Below are 24,457 nucleotides of genomic sequence, written 5' to 3'. Positions count from 1 at the left end.
GTGGAAGAGGTGACCGTGAAGGCCGCAGTTTGCGAAGGACCGCGCACGGTGACGGTCAAGGACGTGCCGGACGCGAGGATCGAGCACCCTCACCCTGAACGGGCTGATCGACTGCGTCCGCTTCACCGGCTCGCTGGGCGTGGTCGGGGTGTCCCTCCCGAGGACCCCGGCGGCGCCGAGGCACAGGGCGAGCTGGAGGCCCGGGGCAAGGTGCCGTTCGACTACGGCCTGATGTGGTTCAAGGGCCGGCGCATGGGGACCGGACAAGCACCGGTGAAGCGGTACAACCGCGCCCTGCGCGACCTGATCGCCTCCGGCCGGGCCGAGCCCGGATTCGTCGTCTCGCACGAACTGGCCCTCGACGAGGCGCCGTCGGCCTACGAGCACTTCGACAACCGGGACGAGGGCTGGACCAAGGTGATCCTGCACCCCGACGGACACGGCTGAGCCCGACGCGTCGGCGGCCCGCCGCGGGGAACCCGCCGCACGGAAGCCGTGCAGTGCGGATAGGACCAGCGAGGAGGAACGGAATGCCTGCCGGATCGAGTCCCAAGCGGGAACGACAGTACGAGCACATCAAGGAGAGCGCCGAGGACCGGGGCGAGTCCACCGAGCGGGCCGAGGAGATCGCCGCCCGGACGGTCAACAAGGAACGCGCGAGGGCGGGCGAGTCGAAGACCGCGAGCAAGGCCTCGCTCCGCGACCCCAAGTCGGCCTCCCAGCGCGGCGGGCAGCGCTCGCACAGCGGAGCGGAGGGACCGACCAGGGACCAGCTCTACGAGGAGGCGAGGAAGCGCAACATCCACGGCCGCTCCTCGATGAACAAGGAGGAGCTGGAGAACGCCCTCGGGCGTTGACCGCCCGGGCCGCCGCGGCCCGCGCGGGGACGGCGGCGGGCTTCCCGGGCCCCGGCACGGGTCCGGGGCCCGGCGCCGTCCGGAGCCGGTACGACCACGCCCCGGCGCGAGTCGGCCGCGACCCGGTTCAGACGAGTTCGGGCTGCGGTCGCGGCTGCCGCGCCGACGCGACGCCCGGTTCCCACTGTGCCGTCGTGCGGACGTAGCCGTAGATCACCGAGAGCAACGCCAGCAGGAGCAGCGGTCCGGCCTGCCAGGGGTGTTCGGCCATCTGCAACGGCAGGAAGCGGTACGACAGCAGGAGCGCGGTGAAGACCGTCGCGCCGAACGCCGCCAGCCGCATCCCCGCGGGGTCCCAGCCGCGGTCGAACGCCCGCAGGGCCGCCTCGATCGTGAGCGTGAACACCACGCCGGCGATGAGGTCCACGCCGTAGTGGTAGCCGAATCCGAGGGTGGCGCAGAGCGTGGCCGCCAGCCAGAACGTGCCGGCCCAGCGCACGCCCCGCGGTCCCTTCCGGGAGTGGATGAAGATCGCGGTGGCCCAGGCCGTGTGCAGGCTGGGCATGCAGTTGCGCGGGGTGAGGCCGTCGAACGGCATGGGGTGCGGAGCGGCGACCTGGATCGTGGTGCGCGGCCACAGGTCGGCCACCGCCCACTGCGCGTCGGGGTCCGTGTGCCACCACAGGCTGAGGTCCGACCAGTGTCCGGCGCCGGTGCCGTAGGCGAAGACCGGGCCGACCACCGGGAAGATCATGTAGAAGGCGGGCCCGAGCAGGCCGATCACCAGGAAGGTGCGCACCAGGTGATGGCGCGGGAAGCGGCGCTCGACCGCGACATGGCGCAGCTGGTACAGCGCGACGAGGACCGCGGCCACCGCGAGCTGGCCGTAGACGAAGTCGAGGAGCGTGAAGCCGATCGGGCCGCTGGCCGTGACGAGCCGGCCCATGAGCCAGGACGGGTTGCCCAGCGCGTGATCGGCGGTCGCCACGTACTGGTCGAGCACCATCGGGCGGGTCTTCGCGGTGATGTGCAGCCAGATGTCGCCGGTCTTGCGGCCGGCCACCAGCAGCACTCCCAGCCCGACGCCCTTGAGCAGCAGGACGCGTTCCCGGCCGGTGCGGCGGGTGACGGCGACGACCGCGCACCCCATGAGCGCCCACAGCGCGCCGTTGCCGAAGGGGTGCCCCTCGGTCACCTGGACGCCGGCCGCCCAGCGGACCGCCGCGATGACGAGGTCGATGGCTATCGCCGCGCCGAACGCGATGAACCGTTGCCGCCAGGTGAGCACCAGCGCCGTCAGCGCCAGTCCGGCGTACAGCAGGGCGCCCGACTTGGGTGGGAACACGAATTCGCGCAGCCCGGTGGTGATCGGCGGCCCGGGCAGGTCGTAGTGGCGCCCGACGATCTCCAGCGCGACGAGGAACGCAAGGGTCACGACACCCGCCGCGGTCCAGAGTCCCGCCCGCGGATGACGCCGCACGGAGTAAATGATTCTGAGGTCTGTTCGCGAAAAAGCCTGCGATATCTTATGTCTCAATTTTGGCCGATTTGTTAGATTCCGGTTGGGGTCAGGGCGGATTTCGTTCATCACCTTCCGATCTGGCCGCATTCTCCTGTATGCAGAGCGACCCGCTCGACGGGGGAAGACGAAAAGCCCGCCGCCGGCGTTCCGGCCTCCCTTTCGGCACGGCCCGGGGCATTCGCTGAAGCAGCATGTCAGGGCGTGAATGAACCGTGAAGATAGATGGCTATTGAATGAAGGTTTGTCACATTATTGTGATCACAGTCGCCCTGCGGACACGAAGAGTGAGCGGGTCCCGAAAGGGGCGGGGTCCGAATGACGCAGGGCCCGGAGGAGGCCGGGGCCGCCTAGAGGAGGCCGAGGTCGCCGAGCTCCTTGTGCAGGTCGGCCCGGGGGTGATCGGCGCGGTTCGGCAGAGCGCCGCGGGCGGCCGTCCCGGGGGCGGCGGGCGCGCCGTCGGGTCGGCGGGCCGGGCGGCTGCGTGATCTCCGGTCCCGGAAGATCCAGGCGCCGGCCAGGCCGCCGATCAGGCCGCCGAGATGCGCGAGCCAGCTCACCCCGGGCGTCCCGGGCACGGCGACGGTGAGCAGATAGGCGAAGGAGGCCGCCATGACGACACCGATCAGCGTGTCGATCAGATGCCGGTCGAAGAGCCCGCGGACCACGACGTAGCCGAAGTATCCGAAGATCAGACCGCTGGCGCCCACCGTCTCCGCGCCCCCTCGCTCCAGGAACCACACCGCGAGCCCGCTGGTCACCGCCACGAGCAGGCTCAGCCCGAGGAAGCGGACCACGCCTCGGTAGGCGGCGAGGAACCCGAAGACGAACAGCGGGCCCGAGTTGCTCTCGATGTGCTCCCAACTCCAGTGCAGGAAGGGTGCGGTGAGGATGTCCGGCAGGGTGCCCAGGTCGCCGGAGACCACGCCGTACTCCCGTGAGAGGGCGTAGTGGTCGGCGTAGTTGGTCAGTTGCGCCAGCCAGACGAACGCGAGGAACCCGAACATCACGAAGAACGCCTTCCGCGCCTCCGCGATCATCTCCTCGGGTCCGGCCGGCCCGCCGCCCGCCCGGTCCCGGTCCGCTCCACCCACTGCCGCTCCCCCTCCCCGGCGGATCCGCTTCCGCACCCGATGAACTCTAGGCATTCCCGCCTGATTCGCCCAGGGGAGGGTACGGCCGACAGTCGACGGCCGGCGGCTGCCAACGAGTGAATCCGGCCGTCCACCGGGAGGCGGTCCGTGCCGCAGCGGGAAGGTCCTCGTCCGTACCGGACCGGCGATCAGCAGGGAGCGTCCCGATGGCGAAGTTCCTCATCCAGGCCAGCTACACGCCCGAGGGCACAAGGGGTCTGCTCAAGGAAGGGGGAAGCGGCCGCCGTGCCGCCGTCGACCAGGTCGTCACCGACTTCGGCGGGCAGGTCGAGGCGATGTACTTCGCCTTCGGGGAGGACGACATCGTGCTCGTCGTCGACCTTCCCGACCCGGTCTCGATGGCCGCCATCAGTCTCGCCGTCAAGGCCAGCGGGGCCCTGCGCACCCGGGCCACTCCCCTCCTCACCCTCGACGAGATCGACGAGGCGGCCCGTCGGCAGGTCGCCTTCCGCGCCCCGGCGTGAGCGACGGGGCGCGGAACGCGCTGTCCGGACGCCCGCCGTCAGGGCGTCCGGGCGGGGCCGACCTCTTTGTGCATGCCGGTGCACAGCGCCCAGACGACGAGGATGTTGATGGCGATCAGGATCGTCGCCCACAGGGGGTAGTACGGCACCCAGAGGAAGTTGGCGATGGCGCCCAGGCTGGCCACGAACACGCCGAAATAGCGCGCCCACAGCGCGCCGCCGAGGAACAGGGCGCTTCCCGCGGCGACCAGGGCGATGCCCAGGATCAGGTGGACCCAGCCCCAGCCTCGCAGGCTGAACTCGAACACGTAATGCCGCGTCACGACGAAGACGCTGTTGCGGGCGATGGCGGCGATCCCTTCGAGGATCGCCATCACCCCGCCGAAGAGCATCAGCACCGCCCCGAAGAGGGTGGTTCCGGACAGCTGCCCGCGATGAGCGGAGGGGGCAGCTCCGGCCGATCCCGGCCGGGCGGAGTGAGTGGTCATTTCGGTCTCCGTCCTGCCAGAGTATGGCATTTTGATCAGCTTATCGCCCGGTTTGTCGGGCAGCATCTCGTCGAGTGCCGGACGGAGGGGCACCCCGCACCGGGGGCACCCCTCCGTCCGGGGCCTGGGGGCCCGGCCGTCGGTCCGGTCAGCCCGGGATGCCGAAGTCCTGGACCACCCGGTCGCCGGCCACGCCGACGCCGGTGTCGACGTACGAGCACTTCAGCACGCCTGCCTTGACCTGGGCATTGTTCAGCCAGTTCTGCACATGGGCCGCCGCGGTTCCCGGGCCCGGTCCGGAGATGAGCTCGCCCGCGAGGCTGTACCCGTAGCCCACCGCGGCGAACCGGCTCTCCATACTGGAGCCGTCCGAGCCCGTATGACTGGAGAAGTTGTTCCTCTCCTCGTCGTCGGCATGGGACTGGGCGATCCGCTGGAGCAGCGGATTCATCCGCAGGGCCGGACAACCGGCCTTGGCGCGCTCCGCGTTGACGAGGTTGAGGATCTCACCAGGGGTGACCTGCTGCACGGCGGAGACGTGCGAGGCGGCGGCCATGGTGGCGGCGCCGGCGGCAGCGGTGCCGCCGAACGTCAGCAGCGGGACCGCGCAGACCGCGACGGCCGTCCGGCACATACGACGAGTATTCATGGGCATGACAGACCTTTCGTCATTCGTCCGGCATATCGACAGAGTGCCTCCCGTCCCCCGCGGCCCGCTCCGCCCACCCGCTGCCGCGCACCCCTGTCCTCGATCTGCCCTCCATGCTGACCGTATTGGGCCATTTGTGCACGCGGGGCCTGTTTCCGGGCCCGAAGCCCCATGGACGGGTCTCGGGAGGCCCCCGGGACGGCCCCAGGAAGCCGGAAGTGCATGCCCCCGGAGAGTGTTCTAGCGTCGAAATACGCGTGCCCCGACCGAGAGAGCAGGTGTATCCCCATGCGTCCGTCGGCTCGTATACCCGGCGTTCTCGCCGGTCTGGCCCTCGCCCTGGGCGGCGGCGTCCTGGCCGCCCCGGCGGCCCACGCCGACCTCCGGGCGTGCGAGAACCATGTCCAGGACCAGGGCTCCGAGGTCACGGACCCGGTCCGGATGGCCTGTTACCACGGCCTGGTGGGAGACATGAGCGGCTGCGTCAGTGGACTGACCGAGGCGGGCGTGACGCACCCCGCGGCGGTCGAGGCCTGCCGCCAGGCCCCCGGCTGAGCGCCCCGCCGGACGCCGCTACGCCACCTGCAGTACCCGCCCCCGGTACGCCCCGGGGGCTCCACCACCGCGACGGAGGACGTCGCGGCGTGTCTGCCGACCGTCCGATCTGCGTCGCGGCAGGGTGATGGTCCCAGGCCGGGCGGCCCCCGGCGACGGTCGGCGCGACCGGCGCCCGGTGCGCTCCGACTTCGGGGGACGACATGCAACACAGGAACGGCATCCGTACCACGCTGCTGGTGCTGGCCGCGGCCTCGACGGTCCTGCTGGCGACCGCGTGCCAGTCGGGCGGCGACTCCGGCGCGAGCGGGTCGAACTCGGCCCGGCCGAATTCCCCGGCGTCCGCCGCGGACGGCCCCTCCTTGCCACCGGTGGCGAGCGAGCCCGCCGAGACCGGCAGCCCGGCCAAGCCGTGTGCGGCCGACGCGCTGAAGGTGACCGTGCGTCAGGCGGCCCAGCGCTCCGCAGGCACCGGAACCGGGGCGGTGGTCGTCCGGTTCACCAACACCTCCGACCGGCCCTGCGAGCTCAAGGGCCATCCGACGGTGGCGGGCGCGGCCAACGGCTCCCCGCAGCACAACACCCCCTTGAAGGCGATGCGCTTCGGCTCGGCGACCGCGGTCCGGGTGGCCCCGGGCGGCAGCGCCTGGGCGAAGCTGAACTTCGTCCAGGTGCAGGGCGAGGCCGACGGCTACTGCGCGTCCGGCGCCGATCCCGCGATCTACCCCACGCTCGTGATCGGGCTGCCGGGGGCGGGGTCCCACCAGGTCGCCCTGGACAACGGCGAGATCGTCGAGTGCGACAACCAGGTGACGGTCACTCCGGTATCGAGGACCAAGCTCTCCTGACCGGGCCGGACGCCCCGGCGACAGGATGAGGACGGATGCGCGAACGGGCGGCGCCGGTGGTACCGGCGCCGCCCGTTTGCGCGGGCAATAAGACGATTTCGCCCCGCGCGGCAGACGGTTCCGGGATTCTTGGTTGAACGGACGACCGCCCGGTACGACGGCGACCGCCCCGCCATCGGGTCGGCCGCGCCGGGACGGAGACGGTCGCGCCGAGACGGGGACGGCCCGCTCCGCCTCCCCTCCCTCGTCAGACGTGCTCGCCCACCGCGCCGGGCCGACGAAAGGACCGCAAGCCCATGGCCACCCCGCTGTCCGCCGCGAAGACCCTCGCCGTGCTGAAGGCCGAGGGCCTCACCGTGCACGAGCACGCCGGCTGGACGACCCACAACCGTGACGCGGCGACCGGCAGGCAGTTCGGTCCCGTGATCGGCGTGCTGATCCACCACACCGCCGGGCACGGCGACAAGGAGCTCTGCTTCAGGGGCAGGCCGGACCTCCCCGGGCCGCTGTGCCATGCCTGGCTCGGCAGGACCGAGGGTCTGTGGATGATCGGCCACGGCCGTGCCAACCACGCGGGGGCCGTCGACCTCGACGTCCTCCACGCGCTGCGTGCGGAGACCCGGCTTCCGCACGACGACGAGGCCGACGCCGACGGCAACGACTGTCTGTACGGCCTCGAGATCGAGAACCTCGGCAACGGCCGGGACCCCTACCCGGACGCGCAGTACCGGCAGGCCGTGCTGTGGGCCGCGGCCCTGTGCCGGGCGCACGGCTGGTCGGAGAAGTCGGTCGCCGGGCACAAGGAGGTCCAGCCGGGAAAGATCGACCCGAGCTTCGACATGGACGACTTCCGGGCCGATGTGAAGAAGGAGCTCGCGGCGGTCCGCACGAAGCCCGGCCCGGCCGCGCCCGGCACGGGCACGGCGTCCAGGCCGCGCGTCGACCTGTCCCGTCTGGTGCGGGCCGCGAAGACCGATCCCGGTGCCAGGCAGGGCCATGTCACCTACTTGGCGGGCACGAATCTCGTCGAGGCGGCCCTGGTCGGGCTGGGCTACCTCGGCCGGGCCTTCGCGGGCGACGGCTCCTTCGGCTCCACGACCGTCGCCGCCTACGCCAAGTGGCAGCGCCACCTCGGCTACACCGGAGCCGACGCCAACGGTGTCCCCGGCAAGGTCTCCCTCACCCGGCTCGGCGAGGCGAGCAGCCTGTTCACCGTCGGCGCCTGACGGGCACCGGTCAGCCGAACGCGGCCGCGGAGAAGTCCCGTTCCAGTTCCGCCCGGTGGTGGTCGTACGTACCGATGTCGGAGACCTTGATCAGGAGGCAGAAGCGTTCGACGGAGGGCAGCCGCCGGGCCACCTGGCCGAACTCCCGGCGCAGGAAGTGGACCGCGGCCAGGTTGCCCGTCGCGGACTGCCCGCACACCAGGAACACCGGCCTGGCGGACTCCCTCGGCGTGAACTTCGCGACGAGGGCGTACTCCTGGTCGCGGCGGCTGTAGAGGAACTTCTCCCCGCCGACCTCGATGGCGACCGACTCCGGACTCCCGGCCCGGTACGGGTGGACGGTCACCCCGGGCAGGTGCGCGGCGAGATGGCCGCCCGTACGGACGTTGGAGCCCAGCGGCCCGCCGAGGCAGAACTCGGTGCGGTCGCCGTTGCCGCCCCGGAAGTCGCCCGACTCCAGTTCCGCCTCGCACCCCAGTTCCCCCACGAGCAGGGAGAACTCCACGACCGCCCGGACGTCCGCGTAGTGCGCGCTGCCCGGCGCGTCGTGCTTGCCGCCCAGCACGACCAGACAGGTCTCACCGGGGCGGACGCCGAAGAACTCGGCCCTCCGGTTCAGCTCCCGGGCGCGCTTGGCCCGCTCCCCCAGCCATACGAAGCCGCCGCCGAGCAGGCTGGTCACCAGCCCGAGCGCGATGTTCACCAGCACCGACTGAATCGCGTCCCCCACTCCACGACGACGTTCGACCGGACCATTGTCGGCGAGCCCCGGGCCTTTTCGCGCCCTCACCGCGAAGATGACGCTCCGCATCCGTCAGGGCAGCCGGGGCAGTCGGGGTCGTCCGGGACGACAGGGCCAGGGTCACAGTCACCGCGATCGACGCCGTGGCCAGTACGGTCATCGCCGTCGCGGGTGAGGTGAGTTGGGCGACCGCGCCCGCCAGGGTGGCGCTCAGGCCCTGCAGGGTGAGCATTCCGGCGGAGTGCAACCCCAGCGCGTGTCCGCTCAGTTCGTCCGGGACGAGGGCCATCAGCCGCTCCTGCTGGAGCAGGCTCGCGGCGAAGCCCACGGAGGCCACGGTCACCAGCGCCGCCGCCACGGGCAGGGCAGGACGCAGGGCGAAGAGCACGTACGGCGTGGCCAGCAGGAGCAGCAGCGGGGTGATCAGACGGGGACGGACTGCGGGCGGCAGGAGCCGGCCGGCCGTCGCGTCGCCCGCCAGCATGCCCAGCGCCGCACAGGCGAACAGCGGTCCGGCCGCGTCCGGGGCGTAGGACACGTACAGGGACTCGCAGCCCACGACCAGGCCGTTGGGGAGCCACAGGCCGAGGTAGAGCAGGCGGCGGGGGCGGGAGGACCACAGCAGGGCATTGGTCCGCCAGGTCGCGGCGACGGAGGGGCGGCCGGTGCCGCGCGGCGGGCGGTGGGTCAGACCCAGGCGCAGGCCCGCGGCCGACACGGCGTACAGCGCCGCCGCGAGCAGGATCGCGGGGCGGGGGGAGAGGGCGGCGATCAGCAGGCCGCCCGCGCCGTAGCCGGTGATCTGCATGATCCCGACCATCATGTTGAACACCGAACGCCCCGGCAGATAGCCGCCCTCGGGAAGGATCTCGTTCAGCAGTCCCCAGCGGACCCCGCCGCCGAGCGAGGCGATCAGCCCCTCGGCGAGGAGGACGGCGAGGACTGCCCACATCGGCAGGCCGGGCACGGCCAGCAGTACCGTCGCCACCGAGAAGGCCAGGGCGATGCCCGCGAGCGTGGTGCGCGGGGGCAGCCGGTCGGCGCCGGAGAGCAGCAGGGTGGCGCCGAGCACCTGGGCGAGGGTGGGGCCGAACATGCTCACGGCCGAAAGGAGCGGGGAGCCCGTCGCCCGGTACACCAGGGTGCCCAGCGCCAGGCCGCCCACCGTCTGGGCCGCGATGCCCGCGGCGGAGGCGAGGAAGAGCGGGGTGAACTCCGGGGTGCGGAAGAGGGCTCGGTAGCCGCCGTCTGTGGTCATGGACGGAGTCTCGGCCGGGGCCGGAGGCGGCCGGTACTGTTTCGCGCGGGCGCGAAAGGTGGGGTGCGCGCCGGGATCAGGGGGGCGGGAGCCGTGGGCTGGTGGCAGGTCGACGCCGACACCCTCGCGCGCAGCCGGTTCGTCCTCTCCCCGCTCGCCGAGACCTTCGCGAGCCTGAAACTGCTGCACGCGGGCACGGGCCGGCATCCCGGTGAACGGGCCTGGCTGCGGGCGCATCTGCCCGCGTACCGGGAACGGCTCGCGGCCGACCCGGTCACCGCGCTGCTGGTGCGGGCCGGGCTCGGGCGGCACTGGATCGCCGACTTCCTCACCCCGACCCCGCGGGACGGGGAGACCTTCGAGGCGGGGGTCGCCCGGGTGCGGGCGGTTCCGTCCGCCGCCGCCCGCGCGCATCTGCGGCTCTCCCTCGCGGGCTCGCTGCCCGCCGCACTGGAGCGGGACGATCTGCCCGAACGGGCGGCGAGGCTGCTGGAACAGGTCTGGGAGGAGTCCGTACGGCCCTACTGGGGACGGCGCAGACGGGTCCTGGAGGCCGATGTGGTGGCGCGGACCGCACAGGTCAGCCAGGGAGGCTGGGCGGCCGTGCTGGACGGGCTGCGGCCCGGGACGCGCTGGCTCGGCGAGAGCCGGCTCCAGATCAATCTGCACGCATACCCGCCGCGCGCGGTCTCCGGGGCGGAGCTGGTGTTCGTCCCGGTCACCCCGCAGGCCGGCTGGGTGGCGTGGGAGGCGGACCGGTACGCGGTGGTCTACCCGTGCGCGGGCGTCCTGGCCGACGGCCCCGGCCGGCCGCCCGTGCCCGCGAGCCTGGGCGCGCTGCTGGGGGCCGGGCGCGCGGGGGTGCTGGTGCTGCTCGGCGATCCGATGAGCACCACCCAGCTGGTCGCGGTGACCGGACAGGGGCTCGGGTCGGTCGGGCGGCATCTGCGGGTCCTGCTGGACGCCGGACTGGTCCGGCGTCGGCGGGCCGGGCGCTCGGTGCTGTACTCACGGACGGCAGCCGGCGAGACCCTGCTGGAGGCGGCCCGGACGGGCTGACGCGGACCGGGGCGACCTGGAGGAGGCGGGGGCGGCCCGGATGCGGGGGGCGGTGTCCGGGAGGGCTTCCTCGAACACCCGCTCCACGCTGGTTAGCATCGCAGGCATGACTGCTGACGCTCACAACTCCCCCGAATCCCCCGAATCCCCCGTGGCCTCCGTGGCCTCCGTGGCCTCCGTGGCTTTCTACGATGTCGCCATCGACGCCCTCCAGGGTGGTCCGGCGAACCTCGCGCAGTACGCCGGCCAGGCGGTGCTCGTGGTGAACGTGGCCTCCAAGTGCGGCCTCACCCCGCAGTACACCGGCCTGGAGCGACTGCACGCGCGCTACGCGGAGCAGGGCTTCACCGTGCTGGGCGTGCCCTGCAACCAGTTCCTCGGCCAGGAGCCCGGCTCCGCCGAGGAGATCGCCGAGTTCTGCTCGGCCACGTACGGCGTGACCTTCCCGATGACCGAGAAGGTCGAGGTGAACGGGGAGGCCCGGCACCCGCTGTACGCGGGCCTGGTCGGCTTCGCCGACGCCGAGGGGCACACCGGGGACATCCGGTGGAACTTCGAGAAGTTCCTGATCGGGCGGGACGGGCGGGTCGCCGCCCGGTTCTCGCCGCAGACCGAGCCGGAGGCGGCCGAGGTCGTCGCGGCGGTGGAGGCCCAGCTCGGCGGCTGACTCCCGGCCCCCGGTACGGGCGGGGGCCGGGAATAAGCCGAGCCCTCTCGGCTAGGACGGCGAGCTGGTCGAGAGGGCTCCGTTGGTGCTTATGAAATTTCGAGCGGTGTCCCGCGTCAGCCGAGGCCGAGAACTCCCCTGCCGACCTCGGTGACGAAGGCGTTCCACGACTGTGCGGGAAACGCCAGCACGGGACCCTCGAGGACCTTGGAGTCACGTACGGACATGGCCGCGGCGACCGGTGACTTGACCTCGACGCATGCGCCGTTCCCCGTGGAGTAGGAGGACTTGGTCCACGTGTCCGTGACGCCCTGACGAATTGCCATTTCTGCTCCGAATTGCCAGTTGTTGAGTTGCTGTCACCGCACGACACGTCCGACTCCGGACCCACAGCGCGGTTTGCGCCAACCTTGTTACTTGATGGCGTGATCGACGCTACTCGCCAACATCGGCTTGCGAAGCGACTATTCACTCGACTGGATGGCATATTCCATTGGGGTCTTCCATCTCGCACGGTGGAAGGTGTACCGTGCGCCACTTTCTGCTCAGCGCGCGTACTCCTTCGCAATGTCCGCGATGAATTGGCGCGACTGTTCGACGTTCAGGGCCTGCGCCCGCAGGTGCTCGTACATCACGCTGTACTTCTGGACGTCGTTCGCCTTCTCCAGGTAGAGGTCGCTGGTGACGCCCTCGATGTAGACCACGCTGGAGTCCGCCGCGTCGGGGAACTCCAGGATCGCGTACTGGCCGTTCAGACCCGGGTGCGCGCCCATGTCGAAGGGGATCACCTGCACGGTGACGTGCGGGTGCTGGGACTGCTCGACCAGGTGCTCCAACTGGTCCCGCATCACGGACTTGTTGCCGACCACCCGCTTCAGCGCCGCCTCGTCCAGGACCGTCCACAGCCGCAGCGGGTTGTCGGGGGTGGAGATTCGTTCCTGTCGGCGCAGCCGCACCTGCACCCGCTTCTCGATGTCCGCCGCCGCCGTCTCGGGCAGCGCGCCCGCGATCAGCGACTCGGCGTACTGCCGGGTCTGGAGCAGCCCAGGGACCACCTGCGGGTCGTACACGCGCAGGCTCGCCGCGTCCGTCTCCAGACCGATGTAGACGCTGTACGGGATGTCCCCGAACGAGTGCCACCAGCCCTGCTGGCGCGAGTCCTTGGCCATCTGCATCAGCGAGTCCACGATCCGGTGGTCCTCCACCTCGTAGACCCCGCACAGGTCGCGGACGTCGCGCTGGCTGATGCTGCGCCGGCCGTTCTCCAGCCGGCTGATCTTCGACTGCGACACCAGCAGCCGCTCGGCCACTTCCTCGGCCGTCATGCCCTTGAGCTCCCGCAGCCGGCGAAGCTCCTGGCCCAACCGGCGTCGCCTGACAGTGGGATTGACGTTGGACACCACGGGACGTGCACCTCCGGCTGCATACCTCTACTTGCCACTTTGCGTATCTGCTGTTGAGCAGATTGCCACCAAGGTGCTTCTTACCGCTGGCAAACGGTGGATATGCGGCAGGTACGCGCCAGTTGCGCTCGGTTCCGGATGCGATGAAGCGGGGTGGTGCGACCGAGAGGTCTCACCACCCCGCTTCATCAGCGGCTCCCGAACGGGTCTGGAGTGCCGTGGGCTGCGGCTCAGTGGGCCACGGCGCGCGCCATCGAGCCATGACGCGGTTGCGACGGAACACCACGAGCAGGTTCCGGCGCTGACCTGGCTCCCGCTCCGGCCTGGCGGCCGGCCGGGACAGGGCCGTTGCGGCGCGGCTGCGCTCCCACGCCGTTCTGGACGTCCATCACGGCGTGCGCCACGAGACCGCCCATGGGGTCGTGCCTGATCAGGTCCCGCAGCCGGGAGCGGGACGAACGTCCCTCGTTGCCCGGATACAGGTGCTTGCCGAGGCCGACCGCGTGCGCCAGCGCGGCGAGCGCCGCGGTCCGCGGGTCCGGCGGCACGCCGGTGCGGATCGCGGAGTCCAGCCGGGCCCTGATCTCCCGGCTGATGTCGGTGTCCGTCGCCTGGTAGCGAGTCGTCGGCAGCACCCCGCACATCTGACCGGCCACGGCATGCACCATGCCGCACCGTTCCAGATGCGAGAGGTAGGTCTGACGGAGCCCCAGCCGTGGCCCGCCAATCCAGTTGACCGCCCGCACGGGAGCGCCGCGCCTGCGCAGCAGCTCCAACGCACAGTCCAAAGTTGGATCTCCAGTCGGCCGTGGTACCACCACGGCGATACGATCCCCGTCTGGGGCTATCCGTCCGGCCAGCGCCAGCTCCACTAGCTGTGCTCCGGCCAGACCGAGGTCGAGCGACTGCGGCTGTGCAGTGGTACCCGTGGCCGGGTCCAGTGCCAGCAGCAGAAGCTCCTCCGGAATTGTTCTGCGGCTCCTGCCCATCCATGCCTCCCCGCGTGGATGAATGACAGGGTGACCCCTCTCACATTGGTCTGTCGAGGGTGCGTGACCGGTTCGTGAGGGAACCGGCAGGTATGTCGTTCTCGTCTACCGCAGAAGCCGAGCCCTCACACAGGACACTGGTACATGGTCCCGGCAGTGTGTCGAGCGCTGTCACGGACGGCGGTTCACACGGTTCGGCAGCCGCGCGACGGGCGCGCGGCTTATGGAGGAGGCATCGGTGGCGGGCGAGTCCCCCGACAGGTCGAAGCAGCGCGAGTCGTCGGCAGATCCGACGTCGGGGAGCGCGGGCGCGGTTCCCGAGGCCCGGGGCGCGGTGCGCGACCCCCGGCTCGCGGTGGCGCGGGAGTCGTCGTCCCGCGGTGGGGTCGACACCGCGACGAGGGTCTTCTCCGTGAGGAAGTCGGCCGCCGACGCCGAGGAGACGGGCGCGGCGGAACCGGCCGACGAGGTGACCGAGGACACGGCTGCCGAGGACACGGCCGCCGAAGTGACCGAGGACACGGCCGCCGAGAGCGACGCGGCCGAGGAGGGCGCCCGGAGCGCCGACGACGACGCGGCGGCCGACGGTGCCTCTTCCGACGCGGACGACGACACCGACGCCGACGGCACGGACGCCGACGGCACGGACGCGGACGGCGGCCTGGACGAGGGCGCGGAGGACGACGCGGACGCGGAGACGGCCGCGGCGGCCGACGGCGCGGCTGACGACGAGTCGGCCGGTCGCGCGGCCGAGGAGCCGGGCTCCGAGGCGACCGGAGAGGCCGCGGACGCGGTCGTGGACGCCGAGAACACCAAGGGCGCCGATATCGAGAACAGCCCCACCTTGAAGGGTGACGCGCGCCTGCGGGCCGCCGTGGCCGCCTGGGTCGGCTCCGCCGACCGGCCGGCCGGTGCCGAAACCGACGCGGCCGCGGACACCGAGGACGCCAAGGACGCGGAAGGCGCCGACGAGGGCGCCGAGAGCCCCGAGGACGCCCCCCGGGACGCCGCCGAGGACGCCGAGGACGCGGGCACCGACGGTGCGGCCGAGGAAGCCGCGCAGGACGCCGACACGGACGAGACCGACGACACGGACGAAACCGACGGCACCACCGATGCGGTCGCCGACACGGACGACGGGGAGACCGACGAACGGACCCCGGACGCCGAGCCGGACGCCGACGCCGACACCGACACCGACACCGACACCGAGGCTGAGCCCGCCGCCGGGCGCTTCGTCGACCAGCCCACCGCCGTCTTCAAGGCCATGCGCCCCGCGCGGCCCGCCGTCGACCAGCCCACGACCATGCTGAAGCTGGGCGGCGCCACCAAGCGCCCCGAGCCGGGCACGGCCCCGGAGAAGCCGGCCGCCGAGGCTCCCGAGAAGGCTGCCGCGAAGGCCCCGGAGAAGGCTCCGGAGAAGGCTCCGGAGAAGGCCGCCGAGAAGCCCGCCGCCAAGGCCCCCGCGGCCGACCCCGAGCGCACCAGCAGGTTCGTCGCGCTCAAGCCGCTGGACGACACGGAGACCCGTAGGCCCAGGCCCGCGGACGTGACCACCGTCGTGCCGCAGGTCGGACCGGAGCGGACCACGCAGCAGCCGCTGCCGCCGAAGCCGCCGCTGGATCTGCTGGCCGAGCTGACGAACACTCCGCCACCGCCGGAGACGGCCCTGCGGACGACCTTCCGCCGGGTGAAGATCTGGACCCCGCTGGTCATCCTGCTGGTGATCGTGTTTGCGATCGTGCAGGCCGTACGCCCGCTGCCGGCCGCGTCCCTGACGCTCACCGCCGAGGACTCGTACAGCTTCGACGGCGACCAGGTCGACCTGCCGTGGCCGAGCGAGGGCCAGGGCTGGATGGACGTCAACGGCATCGGCTCGATGGACGACTTCGGCAAGCAGACGCCGGTCGCCATCGGCTCGGTCGCCAAGGCGATGACGGCGTACGTCGTGCTCAAGGACCACCCGATGAAGCCGGGCGAGGAGGGCGCGAGCATCCCCGTCGACGCCACCGCCGAGAAGGAGGGCGGTTACGACAAGGACGGCGAGTCCACGCTCAACACCGTCAAGGAAGGCGACAAGCTCTCCCAGAAGCAGGCTCTTTCGGCTGTCATGATCCCGTCGGCGAACAACATCGCGCGGCTGCTGGCCCGCTGGGACGCGGGCAGCGAGCCGGAGTTCATCAAGAAGATGAACGACACCGCGAAGCAGCTCGGGATGACGAACACCACGTACACCGACGCCTCCGGCCTGAAGGAGTCCACCGTCTCCACCGCGCAGGACCAGGTGAAGCTGGGCCACGAGCTGGTGAAGATCCAGGCGCTGATGGACATCACCAAACTGCCGAGCTGGACGGACCCGTCGGGCCAGAAGCACCGCAACTACAACACGCTCGTCCCCTACAACAACGCCCTCGGCATCAAGACCGGCTCCACCAGCGCGGCCGGCGGCAACCTGCTCTTCGCCGCCACCGAGGAGGTCGGCGGCGAGACCGTCACCCTGGTCGGCGCGGTCCTCGGCCAGCACAAGGCGCCGATCATCGACACGGTCAACGCGGTCAGCAAGACCGCGCTGCTCGCCGCGCAGAAGGCGATGACGTCGGCGAAGATCCTGAAGAAGGGCGATGTCGTCGGGTACGTCGACGACCAGCTCGGCAACCACACCCCGGTCGTCGTCACCAAGGACGTCTCGGCGGTCGGCTGGGCCGGGCTGAAGGTGAAGCTGACCTTCGACTCCGGTGACGTGCCGCACTCCGCGAAGGCAGGCACCGAGGTCGGCTCGCTCACCGTCGGCGACGGCTCCGGCGACTCGGTCGGGGTGCGGGTTCCCGTGGCCCTCCAGACGGACCTGGCCGAGCCGGGCTTCATGGACAAGGTGACACGTCTCGGCTGATCCCGCCCGGCCGGACGGCCGGCCGCACGTCTGCCGTACGCCCGCGCACCTCGTCGCACGGCCCCACCCGGGAGCCCGTCGGCGGGGTGCGTGCTAGCGTCGCGAAACAGGACAGGTCGCCTGTCGTGGAAACGCCGCCGTGAAGCCGAGGAGAACGGCCAGCGGACGGGAACGGAAGACAGGACACGGGGAGTGCCTTCAGGTGGCCACAGCGGAGCCGACACGCGCCGACGACACCGGTCCGGGAGCGGACGACGCCCCGGGCTCGGACACCGACCCGCGAATACCGCTGTCCGAATCCGGTAGGGCCGGCTCCGGGGGCGACGGCGACGGTCGGGCGCGGACGGCCTTCGTCCTGCTGCGGCAGCGGCTGCTCCAGCACCCCGTGCTGTACGTCACCGCCCTGGCCGGGATCCTGCACGTCGTCTGGTTCTTCACGTTCGCGAACAGTGGCGGGGACCTCGCGGCGCAGGACGCGTGGGCCGAGTTCGTCGGCCGGCACCCGGACTCGGCGTACAACCTCGCCTGGTACGGCGGTATGCACGCGGTGTCCTACAGCGTGGTGTCGCCGTATCTGATGTCGGTGCTCGGCGTCCGGACGACGATGATGATCGCCGGGACGGCGTCGGCCGGGCTGCTGACCCTGGTCCTGCTGCGCAGCCGGTCGGTGCGGAACCCCCTGTGGGCCTCGCTGGCCGGTGTCCTCGCCTTCCTGTGCAACGCCATCTCGGGCCGGGTGACCTTCGGGCTCGGCACGATGTTCGCGCTGGCCGCGGTCGCCTCCGTGTTCTGCTGGCCGTACCGCTGGCGCCACAAACGGTGGGCGAAGGCCTGCTGCGCGGCCCCGCTGGCCGCGCTGGCCACCATGTCGTCGCCGGTCGCGGGCCTGTTCGTGGGGCTGGTGGCGGCCGCGCTGTTCCTCCAGAAGCGGCGCCCGGGCGCCTGGGCGCTGGGCCTCGGCCCGACCGCCGTGGTCGCGGTGTCGGCCTGGCTGTTCCCGTTCTCCGGTACCCAGCCGATGTCGTTCGGGTCGGTGATCCTGCCGCTGCTGTGCGCGGGGGTCGCCTTCGCCGTCGTACCGACCGAGTGGAAGACCGTCCGGATCACCGCCGCGGTGTACGGGCTCTCGGTGCTGCTGGTGTGGCTGATCAGCTCGCAGATCGGCTCCAACATCACCCGGCTGGCGATGCTGTTCGCCGGGGTCGTCCTGGTGGCCGCGCTGCCCTTCACGGTCCGGCGCTCACGCAAGTGGTACGCGCTCGTGCTGGCGCTGGCCTCCTTCACCGGCTGGATCGGCTTCAAGACCGTCGACGACATCATCCACACCACCCCGGCCGCGTCCTGGGCGCGCGAGCTGGCGCCGCTGGTCAACCAGCTCCAGGTGGCCGGTGCCGAGAAGGGCCGGGTGGAGGTCGTCCCGGCCCGCTCGCACCGCGAGGCCTCCGCCCTCGCCCCGTACGTCAACCTGGCCCGCGGCTGGAACCGTCAGGCCGACATGGAGCGCAACCCCGTCTTCTACGACGACACGCTCAACTCCGCCAACTATCACGAGTGGCTCCAGCGGTGGGCCGTGCACTACGTGGTGCTGCCCAAGGACGAGCCCGACGGGGACGGCGGTCAGCGTGAGCGGCAGCTCCTGCGGCGCGGGCTGCCGTATCTGAAGCAGGTGTGGGGCGACGACAACTGGCAGCTGTTCCAGGTGACCGACCCGGCGTCGCTCGCCGAGCCGAACGCGGTCGTGGACCGGGCCGAGCAGGGCGAGCTGACCATGGAGGTGAGCAGGCCGGGGCGCATCACCATCCGGATCCCGTACTCGCCGTGGCTGAGCATCGTGGACGCCGACGGCAAGAAGCTGGAGCCGCCGCAGGAGACCAAGGCGTCCAAGCACCGGGCCGAGGGCGAGCCCAAGGCGTACCACAACGTCAACGGCTGTCTGCTGGAGACGGAGGAGGACTCCGAGGGCGACCGGTGGACGGTGCTGCTGGCGCCGAAGGCGGGGACCTACCGGCTGGCCGCGCCGTACACGGTGCCGCGCGGGACGCCCTGCCCGGACGAGTGGAAGTGACCGTTCCCGGCGCCTGAGCGGAAGGGAGCCCGGACCGCTCAGCGCAGCCGGTCGACGTACCGGTCGGTGCCCGGCACCGTGGGGACGAACGGGGCCACCAGCTCCACCCGGCCCAGACCGGACTCGGCGAGGGCCGTGTCGAGTCCGGTGAAGTGCTCCTCCCAGCACTCCCGCGGGTCCCTCTCCAGGAACCACAGCAGGGTCAGCCGGGTGTCGACGCCCTCGACCTGCCGTACGTAGGTCATGCGGTCGCCGGGCAGGGGCGTCGGGCGGAAGACGGTCACCAGGGCGGTCGGGGAGCCCGCGAGACGCCGGGGCAGATGGCGGGCGCGGAGCCAGTCGAGGAGCTCGGCGCGCCCGGCGCCGGACTCCGCGTCGACGACCTCCAGCACCAGGCCCTGGTAAGGGTGGTCGAGGGCGTGCCGGTCCCTCGGGCCGGCCGCGCCGTCGCGGTAGACGGTCGTCTCGTGGTCCTGGAACGCGGTGAGGACGTGGGTGCGGTCGTGGTAGACGCGGGCGTCCCGGTTGAGCCGCTTGTTGATCGCGACGGTCCACTTCATGTGCTCGTCGTAGCGGCCCTCGGTGATCCAGTACGTCGAGAGGTAGCAGCCCGCGGTCACCGGCTGGGCGACCGCCGACTTCTCCGGGTAGCGCAGGAGTTGCAGGTCCCGGGTGGCGACCCAGCGGCGGCCCGCGTACATCCAGGGCATGGCCATCGCGCCGGCGTAGTAGTGGTCGTCCTCGTACCAGCGGTTGTAGGCGTACTCGTGGCCCGGGTGCGGCTCGACCATGGTGATCAGGGCGTGGCCGGGGCGGACGCCGTAGGGACCGGTGGCGGCCAGTTCGGCGTACGCGTCCACGTCACGGCGGGTCTCCTCGCTCATGCCGTTCCCCTTCCTCGTTCCTGCGGCCGCCTCCGGCCTCTTCCGTCCTCTTCCGTCCTCTCCCGGACGCCCATACTCTGACGGTCCGTCAGACAATGCGCCATACCCGGGAGGTACGCGATGTCACTGCTGGACGGCAAGACCGTCGTCGTCTCGGGGGTCGGGGCCGGGCTCGGTCATCAGGTGGCGGCGGCGGTGGTGCGGGACGGCGGGAACGCCGTGCTGGGGGCGCGGACGGAGGCGAACCTCGCCAAGAGCGCCGCGGAGATCGACCCGGACGGCGCGCGCACCGCGTACCGGGCGACCGACATCACCGACGAGGGGCAGTGCGCGGCGCTGGCGGGGCTGGCCGCGGAGCGGTTCGGCGGGATCGACGCGGTGGTGCACGTGGCGGCCTGGGACTCCTACTTCGGCGGCCTGGAGGACGCGGACTTCACGACCTGGCGGTCGGTGCTCGACGTGAACCTGCTGGGCTCGCTGCGGATGACGCGGGCGTGCCTGCCGGGGCTGAAGGCGGCCCCCGGCGGCGGGTCGGTGGTGTTCATCGGGACCCAGTCGGCGGTGGCCGCCCCCTCGCAGGTGCGGCAGGCGGCGTACGCGGCGTCGAAGGGGGCGCTGACGAGCGCGATGTACTCGCTGGCGCGGGAGCTGGGGCCGTACCGGATCCGGGTCAACACCGTACTGCCGGGCTGGATGTGGGGGCCGCCGGTGCAGGCGTACGTGCAGTTCACCGCGCACACCGAGGGGGTGCCGGAGGGGGAGGTGCTGTCCCGGCTGACCGAGCGCATGGCACTGCCGGAGCTGGCGACGGACGGGGACGTGGCGGACGCGGCGGTGTTCCTGGCGTCCGACCGGGCGCGGGCGATCACGGGACAGTCGCTGCTGGTCAACGCCGGGGAGCTGATGCGCTGAGCCCTGTCCGCACCTCCCACAGACTGTTCATATAGGTGAACCAAGGTCAGCTAGCAGAACTATTTTGCTTGCTCTTGACCTCCCGCTCGCTTGTCGTGCCCACGCACAACCACCCACGATGAGCGGGCACTTCGCGGCCTGAGGAGCCCACTCCCCGCTCAGGCGAAGTGCCCACCAGCTGAGCGGAGTTCACAAGGCGGACCCTGGAAGGGGGCTCATGAACAGTCTCGACTGGGCCGTGCTCATCGGGTACTTCGGCGTGATGGTCGCGATCGGCGTCTGGTCGCACAAGCGCGTGGACGACGTCAGCGACTTCTTCACCGCCGGCGGGAAGATGCCGTGGTGGCTGTCCGGCATCTCGCACCACATGTCGGGCTACAGCGCGGTGATGTTCACCGGGTACGCGGGCATCGCCTACACCTACGGCGTGACGTCGTTCGTGACCTGGTCCTTCCCCATCGCGCTCGGCATCGCCATCGGGTCGAAGCTGTTCGCGCCGCGGATCAACCGGCTGCGCTCCCGGCTGCACGTGGCCTCGCCGCTGGAGTACCTGAAGAACCGCTACAACCTCCCCACCCAGCAGGCGCTGGCCTGGTCCGGCATGCTGCTGAAGATCGTGGACGTCGGCGCGAAGTGGGCCGCGATCGCGACCCTGCTGTCCGTGTTCACCGGGGTCTCCCTGAACCAGGGCATCCTGATCACCGGCGGCATCACCGCCGTGTACTGCACCATCGGCGGGCTGTGGGCCGACGCGCTGACCGAACTCGGCCAGTTCGTCATCCAGTTGCTGGCGGGCGTCTCGATGTTCGTCGCGGTGGTGCTGAAGCTCGACGACAAGGGGATCGGGTTCTTCGACGCGTGGGACGAGCCCGCGCTGCACGGCCACGGCGACGGGCTGGCCGGCCCGTACGGCACGGTGTTCCTGCTCGCCTTCCTTTTCATCAAGCTCTTCGAGTACAACGGCGGGATGCTCAACCAGGCCCAGCGCTACATGGCCACGGCCGGGCCGCGCGAGGCCGAGCGCTCGGCCCGGCTGTCCGCCGCGCTGTGGCTGGTGTGGCCGGTGGTCCTGTTCTTCCCCATGTGGATGTCACCGCTGCTGGTGCACGCCCAGAAGCCGGACGGCTCCGACTCCTACGGCCTGATGACCGAACAGCTCCTGCCGCACGGTCTGCTGGGCCTGGTCGTCGTCGGCTTCTTCTCGCACACCATGGCCATGTGCTCCTCCGACGCCAACGCGATCGCGGCGGTGTTCACCCGGGACGTGGCCCCGGTCCTGTCCGAGCGGGCCCGGTCCTGGAACGCGCGGTCCGGGCTGGTCGCGGCCCGGATCACCACGGTCGTCTTCCTCGCCCTGTCGATGTCGGTGGCGACCCAGGTCAACTCGCCGACGTTCAAGGACATCATCACGGTCGTCATCAAGTGGGTGGCCGGACTGATGGGGCCGATCGCGATCCCGATGATGCTCGGCCTGCTGCGGCCCTTCCGCCGGTCCGGCCCGACGGCCGCGCTCACGAGCTGGGCGATGGGCCTGCTGGCCTTCTGGCTGGTCAACTACCCGATCAACTGGAACGTCGACGGCGGGGTGCCGTTGCAGTACCAGGTGTCGATCCCGCTGGCGGTCTCCCTGGTCCTCTACGTCCTGATCGGCTTCCTCAGGCCCGAGGACACCCCGGAGCGGCTGGCCGTCATCGAGCGGATCAACTCCGACGGGGACGGGGCGGCGGCCACGGCGGCCGTACCCGCTCCGATGGCCGGGGGTACCGACGCGGCGGTGAAGGACGACGTCGGCCGGTGAGCCCGGCGGCCCGAGGGGGGCGGTCGGCCGCCGGGCCGACCACGCCGGGCGGCGGGGCTCAGGTCCCTCGCGGGTAGCGCGCCAGCCATCCCGGGGACGCCCCCGCAGGACTGTGCAGCGCGGCCCCCTGGGTCATCTCCATCGCGAAGTCGTCGGCGAGTTCCAGGATCGTGGGACGGCCCTCCAGCTCGGCCAGCCAGGCCGGGGGCAGGGCCGTCTCGCCGTACAGCGCGCCGAGGAGCCCGCCGGCCATGGCGCCCGTGGGGGCGGAAGGACCTCCGTGGTTCACGGCGAGCCGCAGTCCGTGCCGCACGTCCTCGCCCGCCAGCGCACAGTAGACGGCGGCGGCCAGCAGGCCCTCCGCCGTGCCGGACGCGGACATCTCCGCCACCCGCTCCGGCGTCGGCGATCCCGGCCGGGCCGCGGCCAGCGCGTACTGGAGTGCGTCGGAGACCGCCTGGTGTCCCGGGCGGGAGGCGAGCAGCGCGAGCGCGTACTGCACGGCTCCTTCGAGGCTCTCGCCCCGGGCGAGCCCGTGCACGATCACCGCGTACGCGCCGGCCGCGAGACAGGCGTTCGGATGTCCGTGGGTCTGCGCCGCGCACTCCACGGCGAGCTGCACGACCAGCAGCGGCTCCCAGCCCACCAGCAGCCCGAAGGGCGCCGACCGGGCCGCAGCCTGCGGACCGGCCTCGCCTGGGTTCTTCGGCGCCTCCAGCGTGCCCATGGTGTCGTCGGCGAGGCCGAGCAGCAGGGCCCGGGTGGGGTCCCGGCGCGCGTACAGCCACTCCTCGCGGGCGAGCCACCCGTCGTCCTTGCGGCGCTCGTCGGGCCCCCAGTCGCGCTGGGTGGCGGCCCAGCGCAGATACGCCCGGTGCAGGTCGGTCGGCGGATGCCAGACGCCCGTGTCGCGCCGCACCTGCGCCCGTATCAGTCCGTCCACCGTGAACAGCGTGAGCTGGGTGAGATGGGTGACGGCCCCGCGCCGCCCGTACGCGGGCACCGGCTCGACGACGCCGTCCGCCCCGTGGGCCTCGCGGATCGCGTCGATGCCGAGCCCGTCGACGGGCGCGCCCAGCGCGTCCCCGAGCGCCACGCCGAGCAGCGTGCCGCGCACCCGCCCGCGGAAGTCCTGCTGCTCGGCACGGCCCCAGACAGCGCCGGTCGTCGCACCCACCAAGACCTCCCGTGGCACCGTCCGTCGTACGACAGGGCAGCACTGTAATGGACCCGGAACGAGCACTTCAGGCAGTGGATCGGTATGCGTCGAGTAACCCGAGTGGTCGCTTGTGGTCAGTTTTCGGCCAGAAATGGCGACCCGGGACTCGGTGCACGGGGAGCGGGCGGTCAGTCGACGACGGTGACCTTCGTGCCCGTCGAACCGAAGGCCCACAGCGCCGTACCGTCCGCCTTGGGCATCCGGATGCCGCCGGTGGGGCTGCCCGAGGCGGGCGGGGGCGAGGCGCCGTTCACCGCGTTGGAGAAGGCGATGTTGACGCCGGAGGCGGTGGCGAAGTACATGATGTGCTCGATCGCGACGCCGTCGGAGCCGGTGGTGGCGTCCTTGCGGAGCGAGACCGTGTACTTGCCCGCGGCCGGACTCACCGTGCCGGGCCAGACCGTGAAGGTGCGGCTCGTGGCGTCGCTCGCGTCGACCAGCCAGACGCGGTGCTGCCCGAGGGAGTAGACGATCCGGCGGCCGGCGCCCGAGCCGTCGGGCACCGCCGCGGGCTTCTTCGCGGTGGGCGCGGGGCGGGGGCTCGCCGAGGCGGACGCCGAGGCCGACGCCGTGGGGGCGGGCCGGCCGGTGGCCGAGGCCACGGGGCGCGCGCCCTGGTCCGCCTGCACGGCCAGGGTGGTGACCACGGCGATGGCCCCGACCGTCAGGCCGGTGACCCAGACCGACGAGGGAAGCCGTCTGGCAGGCACGGGCACGCGTCTCCTCCGCTCCAGGCCCCATCGAACATGGGGCCGGATCATCGTACTGCGAGCCCTCGGCGGCCCGGCCCCGCGGTCCGGGCGCCCGGCCG

Annotated in this window: 22 protein-coding genes and 2 pseudogenes; 12 read left to right on the top strand and 12 right to left on the bottom strand. The window is 71.7% G+C overall.

Annotated elements, in window-relative coordinates; translation table 11 throughout:
* Nucleotides 1-82 precede the first annotated feature (82 nt).
* A pseudogene (locus ACWC24_RS35200) lies at nucleotides 83-447 on the top strand (aldehyde dehydrogenase); the annotation flags it as partial.
* An 83-nt stretch (nucleotides 448-530) separates the two neighbouring features.
* Entirely contained in the window at nucleotides 531-857 is a 327-nt protein-coding gene (locus ACWC24_RS35195) for a plasmid stabilization protein (RefSeq protein WP_450666966.1), read from the top strand.
* Between the two features lie 127 nt (nucleotides 858-984).
* On the opposite strand, the gene ACWC24_RS35190 is transcribed toward ACWC24_RS35195, so the two are convergent.
* Nucleotides 985-2,394 (bottom strand): phosphatase PAP2 family protein, encoded by a 1,410-nt coding sequence (locus ACWC24_RS35190; RefSeq protein ID WP_450666965.1) that lies wholly within the window; start codon nucleotides 2,392-2,394, stop codon nucleotides 985-987.
* 332 nt (nucleotides 2,395-2,726) lie between these two features.
* Nucleotides 2,727-3,470, bottom strand: a complete 744-nt coding sequence (locus tag ACWC24_RS35185; RefSeq protein WP_450666964.1) for a rhomboid family intramembrane serine protease — start codon at nucleotides 3,468-3,470, stop codon at nucleotides 2,727-2,729.
* Nucleotides 3,471-3,676: 206 nt separating this feature from the next.
* Here ACWC24_RS35185 and ACWC24_RS35180 point away from each other — a divergent pair, with 206 nt between their 5' ends.
* Nucleotides 3,677-3,994, top strand: coding sequence for a GYD domain-containing protein (locus ACWC24_RS35180; protein ID WP_450666963.1), 318 nt, complete (start codon nucleotides 3,677-3,679; stop codon nucleotides 3,992-3,994).
* Nucleotides 3,995-4,032: 38 nt separating this feature from the next.
* On the opposite strand, the gene ACWC24_RS35175 is transcribed toward ACWC24_RS35180, so the two are convergent.
* Complete coding sequence (locus ACWC24_RS35175; RefSeq protein ID WP_450666962.1) at nucleotides 4,033-4,482, bottom strand: DUF7144 family membrane protein; 450 nt, start codon at nucleotides 4,480-4,482, stop codon at nucleotides 4,033-4,035.
* Between the two features lie 148 nt (nucleotides 4,483-4,630).
* Complete coding sequence (locus ACWC24_RS35170; RefSeq protein WP_450666961.1) at nucleotides 4,631-5,131, bottom strand: CAP domain-containing protein; 501 nt, start codon at nucleotides 5,129-5,131, stop codon at nucleotides 4,631-4,633.
* A gap of 288 nt (nucleotides 5,132-5,419) precedes the next feature.
* Between ACWC24_RS35170 and ACWC24_RS35165 the strand changes: the two genes are divergently transcribed.
* The 3 genes from ACWC24_RS35165 to ACWC24_RS35155 all read left to right on the top strand — a co-directional run bounded on the left by ACWC24_RS35165 (nucleotide 5,420) and on the right by ACWC24_RS35155 (nucleotide 7,760).
* Nucleotides 5,420-5,686 carry a hypothetical protein gene (locus tag ACWC24_RS35165; RefSeq protein WP_450666960.1) on the top strand — a complete coding sequence of 89 codons (267 nt, stop codon included), beginning with the start codon at nucleotides 5,420-5,422 and terminating at the stop codon, nucleotides 5,684-5,686.
* Nucleotides 5,687-5,889: 203 nt separating this feature from the next.
* Complete coding sequence (locus ACWC24_RS35160; protein WP_450666959.1) at nucleotides 5,890-6,534, top strand: DUF4232 domain-containing protein; 645 nt, start codon at nucleotides 5,890-5,892, stop codon at nucleotides 6,532-6,534.
* 296 nt (nucleotides 6,535-6,830) lie between these two features.
* Nucleotides 6,831-7,760 carry an N-acetylmuramoyl-L-alanine amidase gene (locus tag ACWC24_RS35155; RefSeq protein WP_450666958.1) on the top strand — a complete coding sequence of 310 codons (930 nt, stop codon included), beginning with the start codon at nucleotides 6,831-6,833 and terminating at the stop codon, nucleotides 7,758-7,760.
* Between the two features lie 10 nt (nucleotides 7,761-7,770).
* Here the strand turns inward: ACWC24_RS35155 and ACWC24_RS35150 are convergent, their stop codons facing one another.
* Both ACWC24_RS35150 and ACWC24_RS35145 read right to left on the bottom strand, forming a co-directional pair.
* On the bottom strand, nucleotides 7,771-8,442 hold the full coding sequence (locus ACWC24_RS35150; RefSeq protein ID WP_450666957.1) for a hypothetical protein: 672 nt from the start codon (nucleotides 8,440-8,442) through the stop codon (nucleotides 7,771-7,773).
* Nucleotides 8,443-8,578: 136 nt separating this feature from the next.
* Nucleotides 8,579-9,760: pseudogene (locus tag ACWC24_RS35145) on the bottom strand (MFS transporter); the annotation flags it as partial.
* Nucleotides 9,761-9,853: 93 nt separating this feature from the next.
* Between ACWC24_RS35145 and ACWC24_RS35140 the strand changes: the two are divergent.
* Nucleotides 9,854-10,819 carry a helix-turn-helix domain-containing protein gene (locus ACWC24_RS35140; protein ID WP_450666992.1) on the top strand — a complete coding sequence of 322 codons (966 nt, stop codon included), beginning with the start codon at nucleotides 9,854-9,856 and terminating at the stop codon, nucleotides 10,817-10,819.
* Nucleotides 10,820-10,925: 106 nt separating this feature from the next.
* Nucleotides 10,926-11,486, top strand: coding sequence for a glutathione peroxidase (locus ACWC24_RS35135; protein WP_450666956.1), 561 nt, complete (start codon nucleotides 10,926-10,928; stop codon nucleotides 11,484-11,486).
* A 116-nt stretch (nucleotides 11,487-11,602) separates the two neighbouring features.
* On the opposite strand, the gene ACWC24_RS35130 is transcribed toward ACWC24_RS35135, so the two are convergent.
* From ACWC24_RS35130 to ACWC24_RS35120, 3 genes are all read right to left on the bottom strand, one after another.
* Nucleotides 11,603-11,812 carry a DUF397 domain-containing protein gene (locus ACWC24_RS35130; RefSeq protein ID WP_450666955.1) on the bottom strand — a complete coding sequence of 70 codons (210 nt, stop codon included), beginning with the start codon at nucleotides 11,810-11,812 and terminating at the stop codon, nucleotides 11,603-11,605.
* A gap of 219 nt (nucleotides 11,813-12,031) precedes the next feature.
* Nucleotides 12,032-12,889, bottom strand: coding sequence for a Scr1 family TA system antitoxin-like transcriptional regulator (locus tag ACWC24_RS35125; RefSeq protein ID WP_162470114.1), 858 nt, complete (start codon nucleotides 12,887-12,889; stop codon nucleotides 12,032-12,034).
* Between the two features lie 230 nt (nucleotides 12,890-13,119).
* On the bottom strand, nucleotides 13,120-13,878 hold the full coding sequence (locus ACWC24_RS35120; protein ID WP_450666954.1) for a GOLPH3/VPS74 family protein: 759 nt from the start codon (nucleotides 13,876-13,878) through the stop codon (nucleotides 13,120-13,122).
* 238 nt (nucleotides 13,879-14,116) lie between these two features.
* On the opposite strand from ACWC24_RS35120, the gene ACWC24_RS35115 reads away from it, so the two are divergent.
* Both ACWC24_RS35115 and ACWC24_RS35110 read left to right on the top strand, forming a co-directional pair.
* Nucleotides 14,117-16,768 (top strand): D-alanyl-D-alanine carboxypeptidase, encoded by a 2,652-nt coding sequence (locus tag ACWC24_RS35115; protein WP_450666953.1) that lies wholly within the window; start codon nucleotides 14,117-14,119, stop codon nucleotides 16,766-16,768.
* 202 nt (nucleotides 16,769-16,970) lie between these two features.
* Nucleotides 16,971-18,833: an MFS transporter gene (locus ACWC24_RS35110; RefSeq protein ID WP_450666952.1), complete on the top strand. Its 1,863-nt coding sequence runs from the start codon at nucleotides 16,971-16,973 to the stop codon at nucleotides 18,831-18,833.
* A 38-nt stretch (nucleotides 18,834-18,871) separates the two neighbouring features.
* Here ACWC24_RS35110 and ACWC24_RS35105 read toward each other — a convergent pair whose 3' ends face one another.
* A complete protein-coding gene (locus ACWC24_RS35105; RefSeq protein ID WP_450666951.1) occupies nucleotides 18,872-19,717 on the bottom strand; it encodes a hypothetical protein in 846 nt (281 codons plus the stop codon).
* Nucleotides 19,718-19,837: 120 nt separating this feature from the next.
* On the opposite strand from ACWC24_RS35105, the gene ACWC24_RS35100 reads away from it, so the two are divergent.
* Entirely contained in the window at nucleotides 19,838-20,629 is a 792-nt protein-coding gene (locus ACWC24_RS35100) for an SDR family oxidoreductase (RefSeq protein ID WP_450666950.1), read from the top strand.
* 217 nt (nucleotides 20,630-20,846) lie between these two features.
* Nucleotides 20,847-22,427, top strand: a complete 1,581-nt coding sequence (locus ACWC24_RS35095) for a sodium:solute symporter family protein (RefSeq protein WP_450666949.1) — start codon at nucleotides 20,847-20,849, stop codon at nucleotides 22,425-22,427.
* Between the two features lie 58 nt (nucleotides 22,428-22,485).
* On the opposite strand, the gene ACWC24_RS35090 is transcribed toward ACWC24_RS35095, so the two are convergent.
* Together ACWC24_RS35090 and ACWC24_RS35085 are read right to left on the bottom strand one after the other, a co-directional pair.
* On the bottom strand, nucleotides 22,486-23,604 hold the full coding sequence (locus tag ACWC24_RS35090; RefSeq protein WP_450666948.1) for an ADP-ribosylglycohydrolase family protein: 1,119 nt from the start codon (nucleotides 23,602-23,604) through the stop codon (nucleotides 22,486-22,488).
* 170 nt (nucleotides 23,605-23,774) lie between these two features.
* On the bottom strand, nucleotides 23,775-24,362 hold the full coding sequence (locus ACWC24_RS35085) for a hypothetical protein (RefSeq protein ID WP_450666947.1): 588 nt from the start codon (nucleotides 24,360-24,362) through the stop codon (nucleotides 23,775-23,777).
* Nucleotides 24,363-24,457: the final 95 nt, after the last annotated feature.

The sequence above is a fragment of the Streptomyces sp. NPDC001443 genome (assembly GCF_053597355.1).
The sequence above is the reverse complement of the archived record's forward strand: the minus strand, read 5'-3'. Positions and strand labels throughout refer to the sequence as shown.